Annotated in this window: 32 protein-coding genes (1 of these 32 only partly in view); 1 reads left to right on the top strand and 31 read right to left on the bottom strand. The window is 57.5% G+C overall.

The features are described 5' to 3' along the window. From rpsD to argC, 31 genes are all read right to left on the bottom strand, one after another. On the bottom strand, window positions 1-615 hold the 5' portion of the coding sequence (rpsD, locus tag ABHF91_RS01920; RefSeq protein WP_409421809.1) for a 30S ribosomal protein S4. It extends 6 nt beyond the left edge of the window; 615 of the gene's 621 nt are visible here — the first part of the coding sequence; it begins with the start codon at window positions 613-615; the stop codon falls past the left edge of the window. Between the two features lie 36 nt (window positions 616-651). After that, the gene (gene rpsK, locus ABHF91_RS01915) at window positions 652-1041 is read right to left on the bottom strand and encodes a 30S ribosomal protein S11 (protein WP_409421808.1); all 390 of its coding nucleotides are present in this window, start codon (window positions 1039-1041) and stop codon (window positions 652-654) included. Between the two features lie 17 nt (window positions 1042-1058). Beyond that, on the bottom strand, window positions 1059-1415 hold the full coding sequence (gene rpsM / locus ABHF91_RS01910; protein WP_409421807.1) for a 30S ribosomal protein S13: 357 nt from the start codon (window positions 1413-1415) through the stop codon (window positions 1059-1061). Between the two features lie 139 nt (window positions 1416-1554). Continuing rightward, a complete protein-coding gene (rpmJ, locus tag ABHF91_RS01905; RefSeq protein ID WP_005319705.1) occupies window positions 1555-1668 on the bottom strand; it encodes a 50S ribosomal protein L36 in 114 nt (37 codons plus the stop codon). 30 nt (window positions 1669-1698) lie between these two features. Continuing rightward, complete coding sequence (gene secY / locus ABHF91_RS01900; RefSeq protein WP_409421806.1) at window positions 1699-3030, bottom strand: preprotein translocase subunit SecY; 1332 nt, start codon at window positions 3028-3030, stop codon at window positions 1699-1701. Window positions 3031-3038: 8 nt separating this feature from the next. Next, window positions 3039-3473: a 50S ribosomal protein L15 gene (gene rplO / locus ABHF91_RS01895; RefSeq protein ID WP_345014180.1), complete on the bottom strand. Its 435-nt coding sequence runs from the start codon at window positions 3471-3473 to the stop codon at window positions 3039-3041. 3 nt (window positions 3474-3476) lie between these two features. After that, complete coding sequence (gene rpmD / locus ABHF91_RS01890) at window positions 3477-3659, bottom strand: 50S ribosomal protein L30 (protein WP_345014178.1); 183 nt, start codon at window positions 3657-3659, stop codon at window positions 3477-3479. Window positions 3660-3665: 6 nt separating this feature from the next. Beyond that, window positions 3666-4166, bottom strand: coding sequence for a 30S ribosomal protein S5 (gene rpsE, locus ABHF91_RS01885; RefSeq protein ID WP_409421805.1), 501 nt, complete (start codon window positions 4164-4166; stop codon window positions 3666-3668). A 14-nt stretch (window positions 4167-4180) separates the two neighbouring features. Then, on the bottom strand, window positions 4181-4534 hold the full coding sequence (gene rplR, locus ABHF91_RS01880; RefSeq protein ID WP_409421804.1) for a 50S ribosomal protein L18: 354 nt from the start codon (window positions 4532-4534) through the stop codon (window positions 4181-4183). A 9-nt stretch (window positions 4535-4543) separates the two neighbouring features. Then, on the bottom strand, window positions 4544-5077 hold the full coding sequence (gene rplF, locus ABHF91_RS01875) for a 50S ribosomal protein L6 (protein WP_409421803.1): 534 nt from the start codon (window positions 5075-5077) through the stop codon (window positions 4544-4546). A gap of 12 nt (window positions 5078-5089) precedes the next feature. Next, a complete protein-coding gene (gene rpsH / locus ABHF91_RS01870; RefSeq protein WP_409421802.1) occupies window positions 5090-5482 on the bottom strand; it encodes a 30S ribosomal protein S8 in 393 nt (130 codons plus the stop codon). Window positions 5483-5504: 22 nt separating this feature from the next. After that, window positions 5505-5810, bottom strand: coding sequence for a 30S ribosomal protein S14 (rpsN, locus tag ABHF91_RS01865; RefSeq protein ID WP_345014168.1), 306 nt, complete (start codon window positions 5808-5810; stop codon window positions 5505-5507). An 11-nt stretch (window positions 5811-5821) separates the two neighbouring features. Then, entirely contained in the window at window positions 5822-6361 is a 540-nt protein-coding gene (gene rplE, locus ABHF91_RS01860) for a 50S ribosomal protein L5 (protein ID WP_409421801.1), read from the bottom strand. A 14-nt stretch (window positions 6362-6375) separates the two neighbouring features. After that, a complete protein-coding gene (rplX, locus tag ABHF91_RS01855; protein ID WP_345014164.1) occupies window positions 6376-6693 on the bottom strand; it encodes a 50S ribosomal protein L24 in 318 nt (105 codons plus the stop codon). Window positions 6694-6704: 11 nt separating this feature from the next. After that, entirely contained in the window at window positions 6705-7073 is a 369-nt protein-coding gene (gene rplN / locus ABHF91_RS01850; RefSeq protein WP_345014162.1) for a 50S ribosomal protein L14, read from the bottom strand. Window positions 7074-7218: 145 nt separating this feature from the next. Further along, the gene (gene rpsQ / locus ABHF91_RS01845; protein WP_345014160.1) at window positions 7219-7467 is read right to left on the bottom strand and encodes a 30S ribosomal protein S17; all 249 of its coding nucleotides are present in this window, start codon (window positions 7465-7467) and stop codon (window positions 7219-7221) included. Next, complete coding sequence (gene rpmC, locus ABHF91_RS01840) at window positions 7467-7658, bottom strand: 50S ribosomal protein L29 (RefSeq protein ID WP_345014158.1); 192 nt, start codon at window positions 7656-7658, stop codon at window positions 7467-7469. Before rpmC ends, rpsQ begins: the two co-directional genes overlap by 1 nt. Then, the gene (gene rplP / locus ABHF91_RS01835; protein ID WP_409421800.1) at window positions 7658-8071 is read right to left on the bottom strand and encodes a 50S ribosomal protein L16; all 414 of its coding nucleotides are present in this window, start codon (window positions 8069-8071) and stop codon (window positions 7658-7660) included. The genes rpmC and rplP overlap by 1 nt, the downstream gene beginning before the upstream one ends. A gap of 13 nt (window positions 8072-8084) precedes the next feature. Further along, complete coding sequence (gene rpsC / locus ABHF91_RS01830; RefSeq protein ID WP_409421799.1) at window positions 8085-8801, bottom strand: 30S ribosomal protein S3; 717 nt, start codon at window positions 8799-8801, stop codon at window positions 8085-8087. Between the two features lie 3 nt (window positions 8802-8804). Then, window positions 8805-9149 (bottom strand): 50S ribosomal protein L22, encoded by a 345-nt coding sequence (gene rplV, locus ABHF91_RS01825; protein ID WP_409421798.1) that lies wholly within the window; start codon window positions 9147-9149, stop codon window positions 8805-8807. A 10-nt stretch (window positions 9150-9159) separates the two neighbouring features. Continuing rightward, the gene (gene rpsS / locus ABHF91_RS01820) at window positions 9160-9438 is read right to left on the bottom strand and encodes a 30S ribosomal protein S19 (protein WP_345014152.1); all 279 of its coding nucleotides are present in this window, start codon (window positions 9436-9438) and stop codon (window positions 9160-9162) included. A gap of 21 nt (window positions 9439-9459) precedes the next feature. Further along, window positions 9460-10281 carry a 50S ribosomal protein L2 gene (gene rplB / locus ABHF91_RS01815; protein ID WP_409421797.1) on the bottom strand — a complete coding sequence of 274 codons (822 nt, stop codon included), beginning with the start codon at window positions 10279-10281 and terminating at the stop codon, window positions 9460-9462. 15 nt (window positions 10282-10296) lie between these two features. Then, a complete protein-coding gene (gene rplW, locus ABHF91_RS01810; RefSeq protein ID WP_409421796.1) occupies window positions 10297-10602 on the bottom strand; it encodes a 50S ribosomal protein L23 in 306 nt (101 codons plus the stop codon). Beyond that, on the bottom strand, window positions 10599-11204 hold the full coding sequence (gene rplD, locus ABHF91_RS01805) for a 50S ribosomal protein L4 (RefSeq protein ID WP_345014147.1): 606 nt from the start codon (window positions 11202-11204) through the stop codon (window positions 10599-10601). Before rplD ends, rplW begins: the two co-directional genes overlap by 4 nt. 17 nt (window positions 11205-11221) lie before the next feature. Then, window positions 11222-11860 (bottom strand): 50S ribosomal protein L3, encoded by a 639-nt coding sequence (gene rplC, locus ABHF91_RS01800; RefSeq protein WP_409421795.1) that lies wholly within the window; start codon window positions 11858-11860, stop codon window positions 11222-11224. A gap of 23 nt (window positions 11861-11883) precedes the next feature. Further along, the gene (gene rpsJ, locus ABHF91_RS01795; protein ID WP_005307944.1) at window positions 11884-12195 is read right to left on the bottom strand and encodes a 30S ribosomal protein S10; all 312 of its coding nucleotides are present in this window, start codon (window positions 12193-12195) and stop codon (window positions 11884-11886) included. A 543-nt stretch (window positions 12196-12738) separates the two neighbouring features. Beyond that, window positions 12739-14127 carry an argininosuccinate lyase gene (gene argH / locus ABHF91_RS01790; RefSeq protein ID WP_409421794.1) on the bottom strand — a complete coding sequence of 463 codons (1389 nt, stop codon included), beginning with the start codon at window positions 14125-14127 and terminating at the stop codon, window positions 12739-12741. Window positions 14128-14227: 100 nt separating this feature from the next. Further along, the gene (locus tag ABHF91_RS01785; RefSeq protein ID WP_409421793.1) at window positions 14228-15436 is read right to left on the bottom strand and encodes an argininosuccinate synthase; all 1209 of its coding nucleotides are present in this window, start codon (window positions 15434-15436) and stop codon (window positions 14228-14230) included. After that, on the bottom strand, window positions 15437-16354 hold the full coding sequence (locus tag ABHF91_RS01780) for an ornithine carbamoyltransferase (RefSeq protein WP_409421792.1): 918 nt from the start codon (window positions 16352-16354) through the stop codon (window positions 15437-15439). Window positions 16355-16390: 36 nt separating this feature from the next. Continuing rightward, on the bottom strand, window positions 16391-17170 hold the full coding sequence (gene argB, locus ABHF91_RS01775; protein WP_409421791.1) for an acetylglutamate kinase: 780 nt from the start codon (window positions 17168-17170) through the stop codon (window positions 16391-16393). Between the two features lie 12 nt (window positions 17171-17182). After that, complete coding sequence (argC, locus tag ABHF91_RS01770) at window positions 17183-18190, bottom strand: N-acetyl-gamma-glutamyl-phosphate reductase (protein ID WP_409421790.1); 1008 nt, start codon at window positions 18188-18190, stop codon at window positions 17183-17185. A 241-nt stretch (window positions 18191-18431) separates the two neighbouring features. Here argC and argE point away from each other — a divergent pair, with 241 nt between their 5' ends. Next, window positions 18432-19577, top strand: coding sequence for an acetylornithine deacetylase (gene argE, locus ABHF91_RS01765; RefSeq protein ID WP_409421789.1), 1146 nt, complete (start codon window positions 18432-18434; stop codon window positions 19575-19577). The last annotated feature ends 53 nt before the right edge of the window (window positions 19578-19630 follow it).

The raw sequence follows: 19630 nt of genomic DNA, 5'->3' as shown, positions 1-19630 counted from the left end.
GGAGTAAAGCTCGACGATCAGCTGTTCGTTGATATCAGCGGACAGATCGGAGCGCTCCGGCAGACGCTTGTAAACGCCTTCCAGCTTGTCGGCATCAACCTCAAGCCAGGTGGCCTTTTCGCGCTGACCGGACAGGTCCATAGCGGCCTTGATCCGAGCTTGCTTCTTCGCCTTTTCACGAACGGCAACAACGTCTTCCGGGGAAACCTGGAAAGAAGGAATATTCACAACGCGACCGTTAACCACGATGGCCTTGTGGCTTACCAGCTGACGCGCTTCGGCACGAGTGGCGCCGAAGCCCATGCGGTAAACTACGTTGTCGAGACGACCTTCCAGCAGTTGCAGCAGGTTCTCACCGGTGTTGCCCTTGATACGGGCAGCTTCACGGTAGTAGTTACGGAATTGCTTTTCCAGAATGCCGTAAATACGGCGAACCTTTTGCTTTTCACGCAGCTGAACGCCATAGTCAGACAGACGCGGCTTGCGCGCACCGTGTTGACCCGGAGCGGTATCAATTTTGCACTTTGAGTCAATCGCTCGAACACCTGACTTCAGGAACAGGTCAGTGCCCTCACGACGGCTAAGCTTGAGCTTAGGACCGATATATCTTGCCATGTTCTTTCTCCAACAATCCTAATCCAAAAAGCAACGTTACACGCGGCGCTTTTTGGGAGGACGACAACCGTTATGCGGGATCGGAGTCACATCAGTGATGTTAGTAATGCGGAAACCAGCCGCATTCAGAGCACGGATTGAGGACTCACGGCCAGGGCCAGGACCCTTTACCATCACTTCCAGATTCTTCACACCGTATTCTTTAGCCATTTCACCGGCACGTTCGGCGGCCACCTGGGCAGCGAACGGGGTGGACTTACGAGAACCACGGAAACCTGAACCACCAGAGGTAGCCCATGACAGGGCATTACCTTGACGATCGGTGATGGTAACGATTGTGTTATTGAAAGAAGCATGTACGTGAGCGATACCATCACTCACTTGCTTTCTTACGCGCTTACGAGCACGAGTCGGAGCTTTTGCCATTTTCTACACCTTCCCGCTTACTTCTTGATGGGCTTACGCGGACCCTTACGGGTACGTGCGTTGGTCTTGGTGCGCTGCCCACGAACGGGCAGACCGCGACGATGACGCAGACCGCGATAGCAACCCAGGTCCATCAAACGCTTGATGTTCATGGAGATTTCGCGACGCAGGTCACCTTCAACGGTGAACTTAGCTACTTGCTCACGCAGTTTTTCGATCTGGGCTTCATCCAGATCCTTGATCTTCACATCCTCGGCAATCCCGGACTCAGCACAGATCTGCTTAGCGCGGGTGTTGCCAACGCCATAAATCGCAGTCAAAGCGATGACTGCATGCTTATGGTCAGGAATGTTAATGCCAGCGATACGGGCCACTATAGCACTCCTACAAAGTAATAAAAATTTGACCACCACAAAGCCCGTTCCGGATACATGGTGGTCTACCAGCACAACAAAGGTGGCTGGCTAATTTAGCCAGCACGCCTTCTTTTTGCAAGTCTCAACCGTAAATAAATCAGCCTTGGCGCTGTTTATGCTTAGGCTCGCTGCAGATCACACGAACCACACCGTGGCGCTTGATGATCTTGCAGTTACGGCAGATGGCCTTAACGGAAGCACGAACTTTCATTGCTTAACTCCGTAACTAGTAATGCCAACCTTAGCGGCCGTAGCCTTTAAGGTTTGCCTTTCTCAGGACATCACCATATTGATGAGACATCATATGGGTCTGCACCTGAGCCATGAAGTCCATGATGACTACCACGATAATCAGCAGCGAGGTGCCGCCGAAATAGAACTGTACGTTCCAGGCATTCATCAGGAACTGAGGAACAAGACAGATAAAGGTGATGTACAGCGCGCCAGCCAGAGTCAGGCGGGTCATGACCTTATCGATAAATCTTGCAGTTTGTTCGCCAGGACGGATCCCAGGGATAAAAGCACCGCTCTTCTTCAGGTTGTCCGCCGTCTCACGCGGGTTAAACACCAGCGCAGTATAGAAGAAACTAAAGAAGATGATCGCGGCCGCATACAGCATCTCATACAGAGGCTGACCGGGTTGCAGAGTCAGAGAGATCTCTTGCAACAGGTTAGCCATCCAGCTGTCACCCTGACCAAACCAAGAGGCAATGGTCCCGGGGAACAGGATAATGCTGGAGGCGAAAATCGCCGGAATAACGCCAGCCATGTTCAGTTTGAGCGGCAGATGCGTGCTTTGTGCGGCAAAGACGCGGTTACCCTGTTGACGCTTGGCATAGTTCACAACGATGCGACGCTGCCCACGCTCAACAAACACCACGAAATAAGTCACAGCAAACACGATCACTGCCAGCAACAACAGCAACAGGATGTGCAATTCGCCTTGACGCGCTTGCTCTGCCGTTGCGCCCAGCGCGTGGGGCAGGCCGGCGATGATACCTACGAAGATAATCAACGAGATACCATTACCAATCCCCCGCTCGGTGATCTGCTCACCCAACCACATCAGGAACATGGTACCGGTGACCAGACTCACGACGGCAGTGAAGTAGAAGCCGAAGCCGGTATGAACTACCAGCCCCTGCATCATATTCGGCAAGCCTGTCGCAATACCGGTGGCCTGGAACGCAGCCAGAACCAACGTGCCATATCTTGTGTACTGACTGATCTTGCGGCGACCGCTTTCCCCTTCCTTCTTCAGCTCAGCCAAAGCAGGATGGATGACCGTCAGCAGCTGGATGATGATGGATGCCGAAATATACGGCATGATCCCCAGCGCAAAGATAGAGGCGCGAGAGAGGGCACCACCACTGAACATGTTGAACATTTCAATGATGGTCCCTTTCTGCTGCTGGAACAGCTCGGCAAGAACATTGGCATCAATACCAGGAATTGGCACATAGGAGCCTGCTCGGAACACGATAATCGCCCCGAGAACGAAGAGCAGACGACTCTTCAGTTCACCCAGACCGCCCTGTGAGTTTTTAGCTTCAAATCCTGGTTTCTTAGCCATGTTGCTTATTATTCCTCGATCTTACCGCCTGCGGCTTCGATGGCGGCGCGGGCACCCTTGGTGACGCCCAGACCGCGAACGGTCACTGCACGCTCAATCTTGCCAGACAGAACAACCTTGGCGAACTCGATGTTCTTAGTGATCACACCGGCTTGCTTCAGGGTGTTCAGGTCAACTACGTCGCCTTCTACCGCAGCGATTTCGTTCAGACGAACTTCGGTGGTTACTGCACCCTTACGGGAGAAGAAACCGAACTTCGGCAGACGCTGCTTCAGCGGCATTTGACCGCCTTCAAAGCCCAGACGGACACCGCCGCCAGAACGAGAGCCAGCGCCCTTGTGACCACGGCCACCGGTCTTACCCAGACCAGAACCGATACCACGACCCCGACGCTTCTTCTCAGGCTTTGAACCTGCGGCCGGAGAAAGAGTGTTCAAACGCATGGATTACTCCTCCACCTTAACCATGTAGAAAACCCGGTTGATCATACCGCGAACGCAGGCAGTATCTTCCAGTTCTACAGTGTGACCAATGCGACGCAGGCCCAGGCCACGCAGGGTTGCCTTGTGCTTCGGCAGACGACCGATCGCACTGCGAGTCTGAGTTACTTTTACAGTTTTGTTAGCCATGGCGCATTACCCCAGAATTTCATCTACGCTCAGACCACGCTTCGCAGCCACTTGCTCAGGAGACTTAATCTGAGCCAGGGCATCGATGGTAGCGCGGACTACGTTCATCGGGTTGGTGGAGCCGTAAGTCTTAGCCAGCACGTTGTGTACACCAGCGACTTCCAGCACGGCACGCATGGCACCGCCAGCGATGATACCCGTACCTTCAGAAGCCGGCTTCATGAACACGTTGGAACCAGCGTGGATACCGGTCACCGGATGGTGCAGGGTACCCGCATTCAGCTCAACCTTGGTCAGGTTGCGACGAGCTTGTTCCATTGCCTTTTGAATGGCAGCCGGAACTTCACGCGCCTTACCGTAACCAAAACCTACACGGCCGTTACCATCACCCACCACAGTCAGTGCGGTGAAGGAGAAAATACGACCACCCTTAACAACCTTAGAGACACGGTTTACTGCAACCAGCTTTTCCTGCAGTTCACCGGCTTGAGATTCGATTTTAGACATTGTCGACTCCTAGCTTAGAACTGAAGGCCAGCATCACGAGCTGCGGAAGCCAGAGCGGCTACACGACCGTGATATTGGAAACCGGAACGGTCAAACGCAACGGTGGTGACACCCTTAGCGATGGCGCGTTCAGCGATGGCCTTGCCTACAGCGGCAGCGGCTTCAGCGTTACCGGTGTTTTTCACCTGCTCAGCGATCGCCTTCTCTACAGTAGAGGCAGCGGCCAGCACTTCAGCACCGCTTGCGGCGATGATCTGAGCGTAAATGTGGCGCGGAGTACGGTGAACCACCAGACGAGTCGCACCCAGTTCCTGCATCTTCTTGCGTGCTTTAGTAGCACGACGGAGACGAGCTGCTTTCTTGTCCATAGTGTTACCTTACTTCTTCTTAGCTTCTTTAGTACGCACTACCTCATCGGAGTAGCGTACACCCTTGCCCTTGTAAGGCTCCGGAGCGCGGTAAGCGCGGATATCCGCGGCCACCTGGCCCAGCAGCGCCTTATCGGCACTCTTCAGAACGATTTCAGTCTGAGACGGGCACTCGGCAGTCACACCAGCAGGCAACGCGTGCTCAACCGGATGTGAAAAGCCCAGCGCAAGTGCTACAGCATTGCCCTTAACGGAGGCACGATAGCCCACGCCGACCAATTGCAGCTTGCGCTCGAAGCCAGCGGTAACACCGATGACCATGTTGTTCACCAGAGCACGAGCCGTACCGGCCTGAGCGTCTGCACCGACGATTCCGTCGCGCGGAGCGAAAGTCAGGACGTTCACTTGCTTGGTGATCTCAACAGCAGCATTGATGATGCGGTTCAGAGAGCCATTCTTACCTTTTACGGTAATTTCTTGACCGTTCAGGTTTACTTCTACGCCGGCAGGAATCGCGACGGGTGCCTTAGCAACACGAGACATTTTCCTACCCCCTTACGCTACGTAGCAGATGATCTCACCGCCCATACCGGCTTTACGCGCGGCACGGTCGGTCATCACACCCTTAGAAGTGGAAACGACGGCGATACCCAGACCATTCATGATCTTCGGCAGTTCACCGCACTTCTTGTAGATACGCAGACCAGGGCGGCTAACGCGCTGGATCAGCTCAACTACAGGCTTGCCCTGGAAATACTTCAATTCAACTTCCAGTTCCGGCTTCGCGTCACCGACGATCTTATAGTCAGCCACGTAACCTTCTTCTTTCAGCAGCTGGGCGATTGCCACCTTCTGCTTGGAAGAAGGCATAGAAACCGCAACCTTGCCTGCCGCCTGACCGTTACGGATGCGGGTCAGCATGTCGGCGATCGGATCTTGCATGCTCATTTGTCTTACTCCCGTGATTCGATTACCAGCTGGCCTTCTTCAGACCAGGAATTTCGCCCTTCATCATGTGCTCACGCACCTTGATGCGGCACAGACCGAACTTGCGCAGATAGCCGTGCGGACGACCGGTGATGTTACAACGGTTACGCTGACGGCTCGGGCTAGAGTCACGCGGGAGTTGTTGCAGCTTGAGCACGGCATCCCAACGGGCTTCGTCAGAAGCATTCACGTCGGAGATGATCGCTTTCAGAGCAGTACGCTTCTCAAAGTACTTTTCAACCAGCTTGGCACGCTTAACTTCACGTGCTTTCATGGACAATTTTGCCATAACCCTACACCTTACTTGCGGAATGGGAAGCTAAAGGCAGCCAGCAGAGCGCGGCCTTCTTCATCAGTCTGAGCGGTAGTGGTGATAGTGATATCCATCCCGCGCACCTTGTCGACCTTGTCATAGTCGATTTCGGGGAAGATGATTTGCTCACGCACACCCATGGAGTAGTTACCACGACCATCGAAGGACTTGGTGCTCACGCCACGGAAGTCGCGCACGCGCGGCAGCGCGATGCAAATCAAACGTTCCAGGAATTCCCACATACGCTCGCCGCGCAGGGTTACTTTACAACCGATCGGGTAGCCTTCACGGATCTTGAAGCCTGCAACAGACTTGCGAGCCTTGGTAACCAGCGGTTTTTGTCCAGAAATAGCAGCCAGATCTGCGACCGCGTTTTCCAGGATCTTCTTGTCCGCAAGGGCCTCACCGACACCCATATTCAGGGTGATCTTTTCGATCCGAGGGACTTGCATGACAGTCTTGTAGCCGAACTGAGTCATCAGTTCACTAACTACTTTCTGCTTGTATGAATCATGCAGTTTCGCCATCGTTAAACTCCAAATTACTTAACAAGTTCGCCGTTGGACTTGAAGAAGCGAACTTTCTTGCCATCTTCAGTCCGGAAACCAACACGATCAGCCTTGCCAGTGGCAGGGTTGAAGATCGCTACGTTGGATACATCGATCGGGGTCTCTTTGGTGACGATGCCACCAGCCACACCCAGAGCCGGAACCGGCTTTTGGTGCTTCTTGACCTGATTGATGCCTTCTACGATTACTTTACCGTGCTGAACCAGGACTTGAGTGACCTTGCCACGCTTGCCCTTGTCCTTTCCGGTCAGAACGATTACTTCGTCATCACGACGGATTTTTGCTGCCATGTTTCGACTCCTTACAGTACTTCCGGGGCCAGGGAGACGATCTTCATGAACTTCTCAGAACGCAGTTCACGAGTCACCGGGCCGAAGATACGGGTACCGATCGGCTGATGGTTGTTGTTCAACAGCACAGCCGCGTTGCGGTCGAAACGGATGACAGAACCATCCTGACGGCGAACGCCTTTCTTGGTGCGAACGACCACCGCGTTTACTACATCACCCTTCTTCACCTTACCGCGGGGAATGGCTTCCTTGATGGAAACCTTGATGATGTCACCGATACCGGCGTAGCGGCGGTGCGAACCACCCAGAACCTTAATACACATTACGCTGCGAGCGCCGGAGTTGTCGGCGACGTCCAGCATACTTTGCATTTGGATCATGTTAGTGCTCCGCTTTACTTTACTACTTACCCCTTTCGGGATCTGGCTGCCATTAAAGGCGCGGCATAATACCACGACAGATCCGGAAATGGTAGCCGAAAAAAAGAACGGCCCCGGAGGGCCGTCCCGTTAGTGTGAAGACCTATTAGGCCTTCTCAACGATGCTTACCAGCGTCCAGGACTTGGTCTTGGACAGCGGGCGACATTCGCGGATTTCCACGAGGTCGCCGGCCTTGCATTCGTTGTTCTCGTCATGCACGTGCAGCTTGGTGGTACGCACGATAATCTTCCCGTAGATCGGGTGCTTTACCTTGCGCTCTACCGCAACAGTGATGGACTTATCCATCTTGTCGCTAACCACACGACCTTGCAGAGTACGGATTTTATCGGTCATTACGCACCCGCCTTCTCAGTCAGAACAGTCTTCACGCGCGCGATGTCGCGGCGCACTTGCTTCAGAGTGTGAGTCTGAGCCAGTTGACCGGTGCTGGCTTGGATGCGCAGGTTAAACTGCTCACGCAGCAGACCGATCAGCTCGGCGTTCAGTTCTTCAACGCTCTTTTGACGCAGATCTTGAGCTTTCATCACATTACCGTCCGAGTTACGAAAGTGGTCTTAACTGACAGTTTAGCGGCCGCCAATGCGAACGCTTCACGAGCCAGAGTTTCAGGCACACCGTCCATCTCGTACAGCATCTTACCCGGTTGGATCAGGGCGACCCAGTACTCCACGTTACCCTTACCTTTACCCATACGAACTTCGAGGGGCTTTTCGGTAATCGGCTTGTCCGGGAATACACGGATCCAGATCTTACCTTGACGCTTAACGTGACGAGTCATCGCACGACGAGCTGCTTCGATCTGACGAGCAGTCAGTTGACCGCGAGATACCGCCTTCAGACCAAAGGTACCGAAGGAAACTTCGTTACCGGCATTTGCCAGGCCGCGGTTACGGCCCTTATGGATCTTGCGGAATTTTGTACGCTTAGGTTGCAACATTTACCCAATCTCCTTACTTAGCAGCACGCGGCTTGCGCTTCGGCTTGGCAGGAGCGGGTTCTTGTTGAGCGGCAGCAGCGGCAGCGTTAACTGCAGCCAGACCACCCAGCACCTCACCCTTGAAGATCCAAACCTTGACGCCGATTACGCCGTAGGTGGTGTGAGCTTCAGAAGTTGCGTAGTCGATGTCTGCACGCAGAGTGTGCAGGGGCACGCGACCTTCGCGGTACCATTCGGTACGGGCGATTTCCGCGCCACCCAGACGACCGCTCACCTCGACCTTGATGCCCTTGGCGCCCAGACGCATGGCGTTTTGCACGGCACGCTTCATGGCACGACGGAACATCACACGGCGCTCGAGCTGAGAGGTAATGCTGTCAGCTACCAGTTTGCCGTCCAGTTCGGGCTTGCGAACTTCGGAGATGTTGATCTGAGCAGGTACGCCGCTCAGCTTGGCAATGTGCTTCCGCAGCTTTTCTACGTCTTCACCCTTCTTGCCAATCACGACACCCGGACGAGCGGTGTGAATGGTCACACGGATGCTCTTGGCCGGACGTTCGATGACGATGCGAGCAACGGATGCAGCCTTCAGTTCCTTGGTCAGGTACTGACGTACCTGGAAGTCACTGTACAGGTTGTCCGCAAAGTCAGCGGTGTTGGCATACCAAGTGGAGTTGAACGGCTTGGTGATGCCAAGACGAATACCATTAGGATGTACTTTCTGACCCATTGCTTATCTCCCAGCCTTAGCGTCGGATACCACCACAGTGATGTGAGCGGTACGCTTCAGGATACGGTCCGCGCGGCCCTTGGCACGAGGACGGATGCGCTTCATGCTCGGACCCTCATCAACCATGATGGTGTCGACTTTCAGCGTATCGATGTCCGCGCCTTCGTTGTGCTCGGCGTTAGCAATGGCTGACTCCAGAACCTTCTTGACCAGCACGGCAGCCTTCTTCGGGCTGAAGGTCAACAGGTTCAGGGCCCGCTCTACAGGCATACCACGTACCTGATCAGCAACCAGGCGTGCCTTCTGGGCAGAGGTACGGGCGAAACGGTGTTTAGCAATAGCTTGCATCATCTACCCCTTATCTCTTCTTGGCCTTCTTATCGGCGGCGTGACCGCGATAAGTACGAGTCGGCGCAAATTCACCCAGCTTGTGACCGATCATTTCATCGGTAACGTACACAGGTACGTGCTGACGACCATTATGGACAGCGATGGTCAAACCGATCATATTCGGGATGATCATTGAACGACGGGACCAAGTCTTAATAGGCTTCTTGTCCCCGCTTTCCACCGCTTTCTCTACCTTCTTCAGCAAGTGCAGGTCAATAAATGGACCCTTCTTGAGAGAACGTGGCATGGCGATTCCTCTATAAAAGAATTACTTGTTACGACGACGTACGATGTACTTGTCGGTACGCTTGTTCTTGCGGGTCTTGTAGCCCTTGGACGGGGTACCCCAGGGTGACACGGGTTGCATACCCTTGTTACGCCCTTCACCACCACCCATCGGGTGATCGACCGGGTTCATCGCCATACCGCGAACAGTGGGACGAACACCACGCCAGCGGCTGGCACCGGCCTTACCCAGTTGACGCAGCATGTGCTCGGAGTTACCGACTTCACCCACGGTGGCGCGGCACTCGGACAGCACCTTGCGCATCTCGCCAGAACGCAGACGCAGGGTCACGTAGGCGCCTTCGCGGGCCAGGATCTGAGCATAAGCACCGGCAGAACGCGCGATTTGCGCACCCTTGCCAGGCATCATTTCCACGGCGTGTACGGTAGTACCAACCGGGATGTTGCGCATCGGCAGGGTGTTACCTACCTTGATGGCCGCATCGATGCCAGAAGCGATCTTGTCGCCAGCCTGCAGGCCCTTGGGGGCCAGGATGTAGCGGCGCTCACCGTCTGCGTACACCACCAGGGCGATGTGGGCAGAACGGTTCGGATCGTATTCCAGGCGCTCAACGGTGGCAGGGATGCCATCCTTGTTGCGCTTGAAGTCGATCAGACGATAGTGCTGCTTGTGACCGCCACCGATATGACGCGTGGTGATGTGACCGTTGTTGTTACGGCCACCGGTCTTGCGCTGATCTTCGATCAGACCGGCAAAGGGCTTACCCTTGTGCAGTTCCGGGGTGACGATCTTGACGACGTGACGGCGACCCGGAGAAGTAGGCTTACATTTTACGATTGCCATTTAACTGGACTCCTCTTACTCGGCAGCGCCGCCCATGAAGTCGATGTCTTGACCCGGAACCAGCGTCACATAAGCCTTCTTCCAATCGGAACGACGGCCCATGCGAGCACCAGTACGCTTGGTCTTGCCCATCACATTCAGGGTGCGAACAGCTTCAACTTTTACTTCGAACAGTTTTTCAACTGCAGCCTTGATTTCCGCCTTGGTCGCGTCAGTGGCAACCTTGAACACTATGGTGTTCAGCTTTTCAGCCACCATGGTGCTCTTTTCAGAGATGTGCGGAGCCTTCAGAACTTTCAGCAGACGCTCTTCACGGATCATGCCAGCATCTCCTCGATTTGCTTCACTGCGTCAGCAGTCATCAATACCTTGTCGAAAGCGATCAGGCTAACCGGGTCGAGGCCAGTCACATCGCGCACGTCAACCTTGTACAGGTTGCGAGCGGCCAGGAACAGGTTCTCGTCGACTTCCGGAGTCACGATCAGCACGTCGGCCAGGTCCAGACCCTTCAGCTTGGCTACCAGATCCTTGGTCTTGGGAGCATCGATACCGAACTGCTCAACCACGATCAGGCGCTCTTGACGTACCAGCTCGGACAGAATGCTCTGCAGAGCGGCGCGGTACATCTTCTTGTTCACCTTCTGGCTGTGGTCCTGAGGACGCGCAGCGAAGGTCACGCCACCGGAACGCCAAATGGGGGAACGGATGCTACCAGCACGGGCACGGCCAGTACCCTTCTGACGCCACGGCTTCTTACCGCCGCCAGACACTTCGGAACGACTCTTCTGAGCGCGGCTACCTTGGCGTGCGCCATTGGCATAAGCCACAACTACCTGATGGATCAGGGCTTCGTTAAACTCACGCCCGAAGGTAGTTTCGGAAACTTGAAGAGCGCTCTGGGCGTCTTTCATTACCAATTCCATTACTATCTCCTCAGACGTTACGCTTTGACGGCGGGTTTAACGATCAGATCGCCGTTGGTTGCGCCAGGAACTGCGCCTTTAACCAGCAGCAGATTGCGTTCAACGTCGACACGAACCAGCTCCAGGGATTGAACGGTGACCCGCTCGTTACCCAGATGACCAGCCATCTTCTTGCCCTTGAATACCTTACCCGGGGATTGGTTTTGACCGATGGAACCCGGAACGCGGTGCGAACGGGAGTTACCGTGGGTCATATCCTGGGTGCGGAAGTTCCAGCGCTTAACAGTACCGGCAAAGCCTTTACCCTTGGAGGTACCAGTAACGTCTACCTTTTTAACGTCAGCAAACACGCCAACGCTCAGCTCAGCACCAACGGCTACGTCGGCCGCTTCGCTTTCATTCAGACGAAATTCCCACAAACCACGACCAGCATCGACGCCGGCTTTAGCAAAGTGACCTGCTTCAGCCTTGGTCAGGCGGTTAGCCTTCTTGGTGCCGGTGGTAATCTGGATGGCAACATAGCCGTCGCTTTCCAGAGACTTAACCTGAGTCACACGGTTTGCTTCAACTTCGATAACAGTCACCGGGATGGACACGCCGTCTTCAGTGAAGACGCGGGTCATGCCCAGCTTGCGACCTACAAGACCGATTGTCATTGTTATCAACCTCTATTCCGTAATTAACCCAGGCTAATCTGTACATCGACGCCAGCGGCCAGATCCAGACGCATCAGGGCGTCAACGGTCTTGTCGGTTGGCTCAACGATGTCTACCAGACGCTTGTGAGTGCGGATCTCATACTGATCACGTGCGTCTTTGTTCACGTGTGGAGAAATCAGTACGGTGAAGCGCTCTTTGCGAGTCGGCAGCGGGATAGGACCACGTACCTGGGCGCCAGTGCGCTTGGCAGTTTCAACGATTTCCGCGGTGGACTGGTCGATCAAACGATGATCAAACGCCTTCAGGCGGATACGGATTCTTTGGTTCTGCATGGACCAGAGCTCCAAATGGCGAAAAGAACATAAAACCAAACCTACCAAACCCCAATGAGGCTGGTGGCTGATTTCAAACATTTCCCTTCCAATCGAAGGGACTGTGGAACCAACGGCAGATATTCCACCGTGGTCGAGCCCGCAGGCTCTACTTAACCGGATTGGCAAGCCCGTGCATTATACGGATCCCTTGCGGCGTTGCAAGGGGCACTTGCTGTTTTATTCAACAATCCGCGAGCAGCGGGTGGACGCCGCCAGCTCGGGCCGATCAGCCATCTCAAAGGGGGGCGATAAGCCTAATGCTGGTCAGTTAAGAAACAGAGATACTCATGAATGGTCGCCAGAGGCAAGCCATCCCCCACCTAACCTCCCCCTTGGTAAGGGGGAGGAACGATTTATCCCTCCCCTTGTTCAAGGGGAGGGTTAGGGTGGGGTTGGCTTTTGCCTCAAAAAACCGTGTCGTTGATGCAGTTAAGGCGCCAACGGCGCCTTAACTGATGAGCATTAGGGCTATAAGCCCCCTCTCTGTACTGTCTCCGGCCGTTAGTCCAGCTGCCGTGCCGCGAGGCGCGCCTGGGCCTCGGCCAGCGCCGCGGCGATTTGATCCGGTGCCACGCCGCCCTTGGCCACCCGTTTGCCCAGGGTGGACTCAAGCGACAGCACAGGATAAACATCCTCGGCCATCACGGAGCTGAACTGCTGCAGCTCGGCCAGGCTCAGGTCCTCCAGCGGCTTGGCCACCTGGATGGCGTACACCACCGCCTCACCGACGATATGGTGGGCCTCGCGGAACGGGATGCCCTTGGCCACCAGGTAGTCGGCCAGCTCGGTGGCATTGGCGTAACCGCCTTGGGCCGCCGCCAGGGTACGGGCCTGGTTGACCTTGATGTCATCCAGCACCAGGGCCGCCATGTCCAGGCAGTCGTGCCAGGTGTCAAGGGCATCGAACAGCCCTTCCTTGTCTTCCTGCATGTCCTTGTTGTAGGCCAGCGGCAACGCCTTCAGGGTCATCATCATGCCCATCTGGGCACCTACCACCCGACCCACCTTGCCGCGGATCAGCTCCAGGGCATCGGGGTTCTTCTTCTGCGGCATCAGGGAGGAGCCGGAGGTGACCTTGTCGGACAGCTCGACGAAGCCCGCCTCGCCGGTGTTGTAGAAGATGAGGTCTTCGGCAAAGCGCGACAGGTGGATCATGGAGAGGGAGGCACAGTTCATCAGCTCCACCACATGATCCCGGTCCGCCACCGTGTCCAGGCTGTTGCGGGTCGCCCCGGCAAAGCCCATGTCCAGCGCCAGGGCCTCACGGTCGATGGCGTAGGCGGTGCCGGCCAGGGCGCCGCAGCCCAGCGGGCTCAGGTTCAGCCGCGCCAGGGCATCCTGCAACCGGCTGTAGTCGCGCTCCAACATCTCCACGTAGGCCAGGGCCCAGTGGGCAAAGGTGACGGGCTGGGCCCGTTGCAGGTGGGTGTAACCCGGCAGCACCGTGCTCTGGTGGGCATCGGCCACCGCCACCAGCTGCCGTTGCAGGCCGTGGATGGTCAGCAGCAGCTGGGCCCCCTGGGTCTTGCACCAGAGCTTGAGATCCGTGGCCACCTGGTCGTTGCGGGAGCGACCGGTGTGCAGCTTCTTGCCCAGATCCCCTACCCGCTCGATGAGCTGGCTCTCCACCCAGGAGTGAATGTCCTCGGCGTCCGATTGCAGTATCTGCTCCGGGTCGGCCTGCACCTGGGCCAGCAGATCCTGTAGGGCCGCCTCCAGCTTGAGCTGCTCCTCGGCGGTGAGTATGCCCACCTTGACCAGGGCCCGCGACCAGCTGATGGAGCCCAGCACGTCCTGCTCGGCCAGCCGGTAGTCAAACGGCAGTGAATCGTTGAATTGTTTAAACCGCGTATCAGCCGCCTGGCTGAACCGTCCGCCCCACAAGGCCATGGCGCTTCTCCAAATCTGTCTGTTCAAGAAATGACGACTCCCGCCAGGGCAGGAGTCGTAGGATTACAGGCGCCCCCTAGGGGGCGCTGGCTGACCTGGCTTACTTGCTCTGCTCCTTGAGGGCGCGGATGCGGCTGGCCAGGGTATAGAGACGGATGAAACCTTCGGCATGGCTCTGATCGTACACTTCGTCGGCGCCAAAGGTGGCGAAGTCTTCGGAGTAGAGGCTGTTGACGGAGCGCTTCTGTACCGCGGTCACTGAGCCCTTGTACATCTTCAGCACCACCTCACCGGACAGATCCTCGGCGATGGCGTCGGCAGAGGCCAGGATGGCCTTGCACAGGGGGGTGAACCAGCGGCCGTCGTACACCAGGTGGGAGAATTCGGCCCCCAGTTTCTCGCGCCAGGCGCGGGTGGTCTTGTCCAGCACCAGCTCTTCCACCGCCCGCAGGGCCGCCATCATCACGGTGCCGCCGGGGGTTTCGTAGCAGCCACGGGACTTCATGCCCACCAGACGGTTCTCGGTGATGTCGATACGGCCGACGCCATGCTTGGCCGCCCGCTCGTTCAGGGTCAACAGCACCTCGTAGGGCGACAGAGCCTGGTCGTCCACCGCTACCACTTCACCTTCGGCGATGGTCAGCTTGACGTATTCGGCCTTGTCCGGCGCAGCTTCCGGATCCACAGTCCACTGCCATACGGCGGCAGAAGCTTCGTTCCAGGTACTTTCCAGCTCACCACCTTCGGTGGAGATGTGCCAGGCGTTGGCATCACGGCTGTAGATCTTGGTGATGGAGGCCTTGCAGGGGATGTTGCGCTCGGACAGGTAGTTGAGCAGCTCTTCCCGGGAGCGCATGGTCCAGATCCGCCAGGGGGCGATCACCTTCAGCTGCGGCGCCAGGGCGGCCACGGCGCCTTCGAAGCGCACCTGGTCGTTACCCTTGCCGGTACAGCCGTGGGCGATGGCATCGGCGCCTTCGGCCATGGCGGCTTCCACCATGGCCTTGGCGATCACGGGCCGGGCCATGGAGGTGCCCAGCAGGTAGGTGCCTTCGTAGATGGCGCCGGTCTTCAGGGTCGGGTAGACGTAATCCTTGACGAACTCGTCCTTCAGATCCTTGACGATGCACTTGGAGGCACCTGAGGCCAGAGCCTTCTGCTCTACCCCTTCCAGGTCATCGGCCCCTTGCCCCACGTCGGCCACGAAGCAGATCACCTCACAGCCGTAATTTTCCTTGAGCCAGGGCACGATGGCAGAGGTATCCAGACCACCGGAATAGGCCAATACGACCTTGTTGATGCCTTCCATTTACTTGTCTCCTTGATTGATCAGTGTGTGGAGGATGGCGTTCTGGGCATGCATGCGGTTCTCCGCCTCATCCAGAATGAGGGAGGCCGGCCCGTCCATCACTTCCGATGTAATTTCCAATTCCCGATGCGCCGGTTGACAGTGCAGCACATGGCGAATGCCGGTGTTATCCAGCAGTCCCTGATTGATCTGATAGGGCATGAACTTGTCTTTTACCGCCTCCAGCGGGGTGTTGTCACCCATGGACACCCAGGTATCGGTGTAGACCACATCGAAGCCTTTAATATCCTCTACCTGGTCGGTGACCGCCAGATGGGCACCGCTCTTTTTCGCCAGGTCCAGGGCCTGATTGAAGATCTGCACGTCCGGGCCATTGCCCTTGGGGCAAACGGCGGTGACGCTGGTGCCCAACAAGGCCCCCAGGATCAGCAGGGAGTGGGTGACGTTGTTGCCATCCCCCAGGTAGGCCAGCTTCACCTTGGTCAGATCATCGTAGTGCTCGGCGATGGTCATGAAGTCCGCCAGCGCCTGGCAGGGGTGATAGAGGTTGCACAGGGAGTTCACCACCGGCACGGTAGCATGTTCCCGCAGCTCGATCAGCGTCTGATGGTCGTAGACCCGCGCGACTATGCCTTCACACCAGCGGGACAGGTTGCCGGCGAAGTCCTTGACGCTCTCCCGCTGCCCCATGGCACCATTTTGCTGATCCAGGTAGACCGCATGGCCCCCCAGGCGGTTGATGCCGATGTCAAAGGTCACCCGGGTACGCAGGGACGGCTTTTCAAACAGGGTGACCACACTCTTGCCGGCCAGGCTGGTGCGGTAGGCTGCCGGGTCGGCCTTCATGGCCCGGCCCAGGGCAATGAGCCCGAGCAGTTCATCCTGAGTGAATTCCATTGACGTTAACAGGTGACGCATTGCTCTCTCCTTAATGCTTTAAAACGAGTTTGGCGCTCAGGCCATGACCTTGGTCCCCACTGCGCCGCCCGCCAGCAGGCTGGACAGCTGCTCGGGATAACGCCAGCTGGCCACGGCGATGGGCCGGCCCAGGGTGGCGGCGGCGTGCAGGGCGGCCCGCACCTTCACTTCCATGCCGCCGGTGATGACGCCCTTGGCGATCAGCTCCTCCGCCTTGGCCTGGGTCATATCGGGGATCAGCTGGCCCTTGCCATCCAGGATACCGCTCACATCGGAGAGCATCACCAGATCGGCACCCAGCAGCTCAGCGATGGCGGTGGCGGCCTGGTCGGCGTTGACGTTCATCAGTTCGCCCTGTTCCGTGATACCGATGGAGCTGATGACCGGCATGCAGCCCATGTCCAGCACCGCCTGTGCCAGGCTGGCGTCATTGGGCTGACATTCGCCCACGGCGCCCAGCTCGGGATCCAGCTGGGTGACCTTGCACATGCCGCCGTCCGCCAGGCAGAAGCCCACGCTCTTGATGCCGTGGGCGATGGCCTTGGCCATCATCTGCTTGTTAGCGGTGCCGGCCAGGGCACCGGCGATCAGGGGGATATGTTCAAACGGGGTGACCCGCAGGCCATTCTTCTTGGTGCTCTTGAGCCCCAGGCCCTTGAGCAGATCGTCCACCAGACAGCCACCGCCATGCACCAGCACCAGGGGTCTATGGCTGTCATTGAGGAACTGGGTCAGGCCGTCGAACAGGGCGGTCAGGGCCTCGTCGCTCTCCAGCAGGGTGCCGCCCAGTTTGATTACCAGGGTGTTGTTCGCCATCGTATTCTCCAATCAGATGAGGCCTGTGGTCTGGTCAAAGCCGTAATTGATGTTGATGCACTGCATGGCCTGGGATGAGGCGCCCTTGAGCAGGTTGTCGATGGCGGAGCCCACGATGAGCAGACCATCCTGCAGCTGCCAGTGCAGGTCGCAGAAGGGCCGGCCGGCCACCCCGCGGATAGAGGGCCACTGGGCGCTCAGGCGCACCAGGGGCTGGTGACCGTAGGCGGCCTGATAGGCGGCGTCCACCTGCTCGGCGGTCACGCCGTCCGCCAGCTGCACATACAGGGTGGCCAATATGCCGCGGGCGAAGTTGCCCAGGTGTGGCTGGAACACCACGCCGGTACCCAGGTGATGGCTGATCTCCGGCTGATGGCGATGGGTGAACACGCCGTAGGGGTTGAGGCTCACCTCGCAGAAGCTGGTACCGACTGAGGCCTTGCGGCCGGCACCGGACACGCCGGACACCGCATTGATGATGGGCTTGCTGCCCACCTGGATCAGCCCCGCGGCCTGCAGCGGCTTCAAGGCCAGCAGGGAGGCGGTGGGGTAGCAGCCGGGCACGGCGATGAGTTCGGCCTGGGCGATGGCGTCGGCATTCCACTCCGCCAGACCGTAGACGGCCTTGTTCAGCCACTCGGGTTGGTTGTGGGCAAAACCATAGTACTGGTCATAGAAGCCGGCCTGCTCCACCCGGAAGGCGCCGGAGAGATCGAACACCTTGATGCCGGCGGCCAGAAACTGGGGCGCCAGGTCCATGCTCACCTCGTGGGCGGTGGCCAGGCAGACCAGATCGGTACCCGCCATGGCCTCGGCCATGCCCTCGTCGGTCAAGGGCTGCACCGGCAGATCGATCAGCCCCAGATACTGGGGATGCAGGGCGGAGAAGGCCTTGTTGGCATCCTGGCTGTTGGCGGAAACATACAGGCCCTTGAGCTGCAGCTGAGGATGGCCCTGAACCAGGCCCGCCAGATCTGCGCCGGCATAACCGCTGGCGCCAATGATGACCACGTTTAGCATCTTGCTATTCTCTATCTCGCTACGAAAACCGAAGGAAGTGGGTCGCCGCGCAACAGCGCTGGACAGGGCATCCCGCCCGTGTCAGGGTCGAAGTTCCGTTGTCGCGGCTGCGACACAATTCCGACACACAGTTGCCACTATTTATTTACCGTGCCGACCAACTCGATTAATTTAATATTTATGCACTGATTTTGCATTTGTATTATTTACCAGATTCCCCGCCGGCCCGCAAGGAGCAGTTATGTCCAAGCTAGATTTTTTTCAAATGTATCGGGATATCATCGCCATTCCGTCCATCAGCAGCACGGATCCTGCTTGGGATCAGAGCAACCAGCAGGTGATTAATCTGTTGGCGGACTGGTTTGCCGGACTGGGCTTTGCGGTGGAGATACAGCCGGTGGCCGGCGTGGCGGGAAAATTCAACCTGGTGGCGACCCTGGGTCAGGGCAGTGGCGGCCTGCTGCTGGCGGGGCACACGGATACGGTTCCCTTCGATGCCGATCGTTGGAGCAAGGATCCCTTCAAGGTCACCCAGGAGGGAGATCGCCTCTACGGCCTGGGCACCATCGACATGAAGGGCTTCTTTGCCTTTATTGTCGCCGCCCTGCAGGAGCTGGATCTGACCCAGCTCACCAAGCCCCTGCGCATCCTGGCCACCGCCGATGAGGAGACCACCATGGCCGGCGCCAAGGCCATCGCCGAGGCCGCCAGCCTCAAGCCCGACTATGCGGTGATCGGCGAGCCCACCGGCCTGGTGCCGGTCATCATGCACAAGGGTCACATGTCCGAGGCCATCCGCATCACGGGCAAGAGCGGCCACAGTTCGGATCCGGCCAACGGCATCAACGCCATCGAAATCATGCACCAGGCCATCGGCAAGCTGCTGGGGCTGCAGCAAGAATTGAAGGAAAAATACAACAATCCGCACTTCAAGGTGCCCTACCCCACCCTGAACTTCGGCGCCATCCATGGCGGCGACAGCCCGAACCGCATCTGCGGCTGCTGTGAGCTGCACATCGACATGCGCCCCATCCCCGGCGTCAGTCCGGAGGAGCTGGTCGGCCTGCTGCACGAGAACCTTAAGGAGCTGCACGAGTGTCATCCCGGCTGCCTGCATATCAGCCACATGCATGACCCCATTCCGCCCTATGCCTGCGCCGAGGACTCCCCCCTCATCGCCGAGGCGGAACAGGCCACAGGCCACGCCGCCGAGGCGGTCAACTACTGTACCGAGGCCCCCTTCATCCAGCAGTTGGGCTGCGACACGCTAGTGCTGGGACCGGGCCACATCGCCCAGGCCCACCAGCCGGACGAGTACCTGGATCTCTCCTTCGTCAAGCCGACCCAGGCGGTACTGCAGCACCTGGTGCGCCGCTTCTGCCATTAATCGATTCGATTGAGCCCGTCACGCATAAATTTGCAGGGCGAGGCGGGCTCACT

Source organism: Pseudaeromonas aegiceratis, from assembly GCF_046254905.1.
Classification (GTDB): domain Bacteria; phylum Pseudomonadota; class Gammaproteobacteria; order Enterobacterales; family Aeromonadaceae; genus Pseudaeromonas; species Pseudaeromonas aegiceratis.
This window is presented reverse-complemented; position numbering and strand designations above follow the sequence as displayed.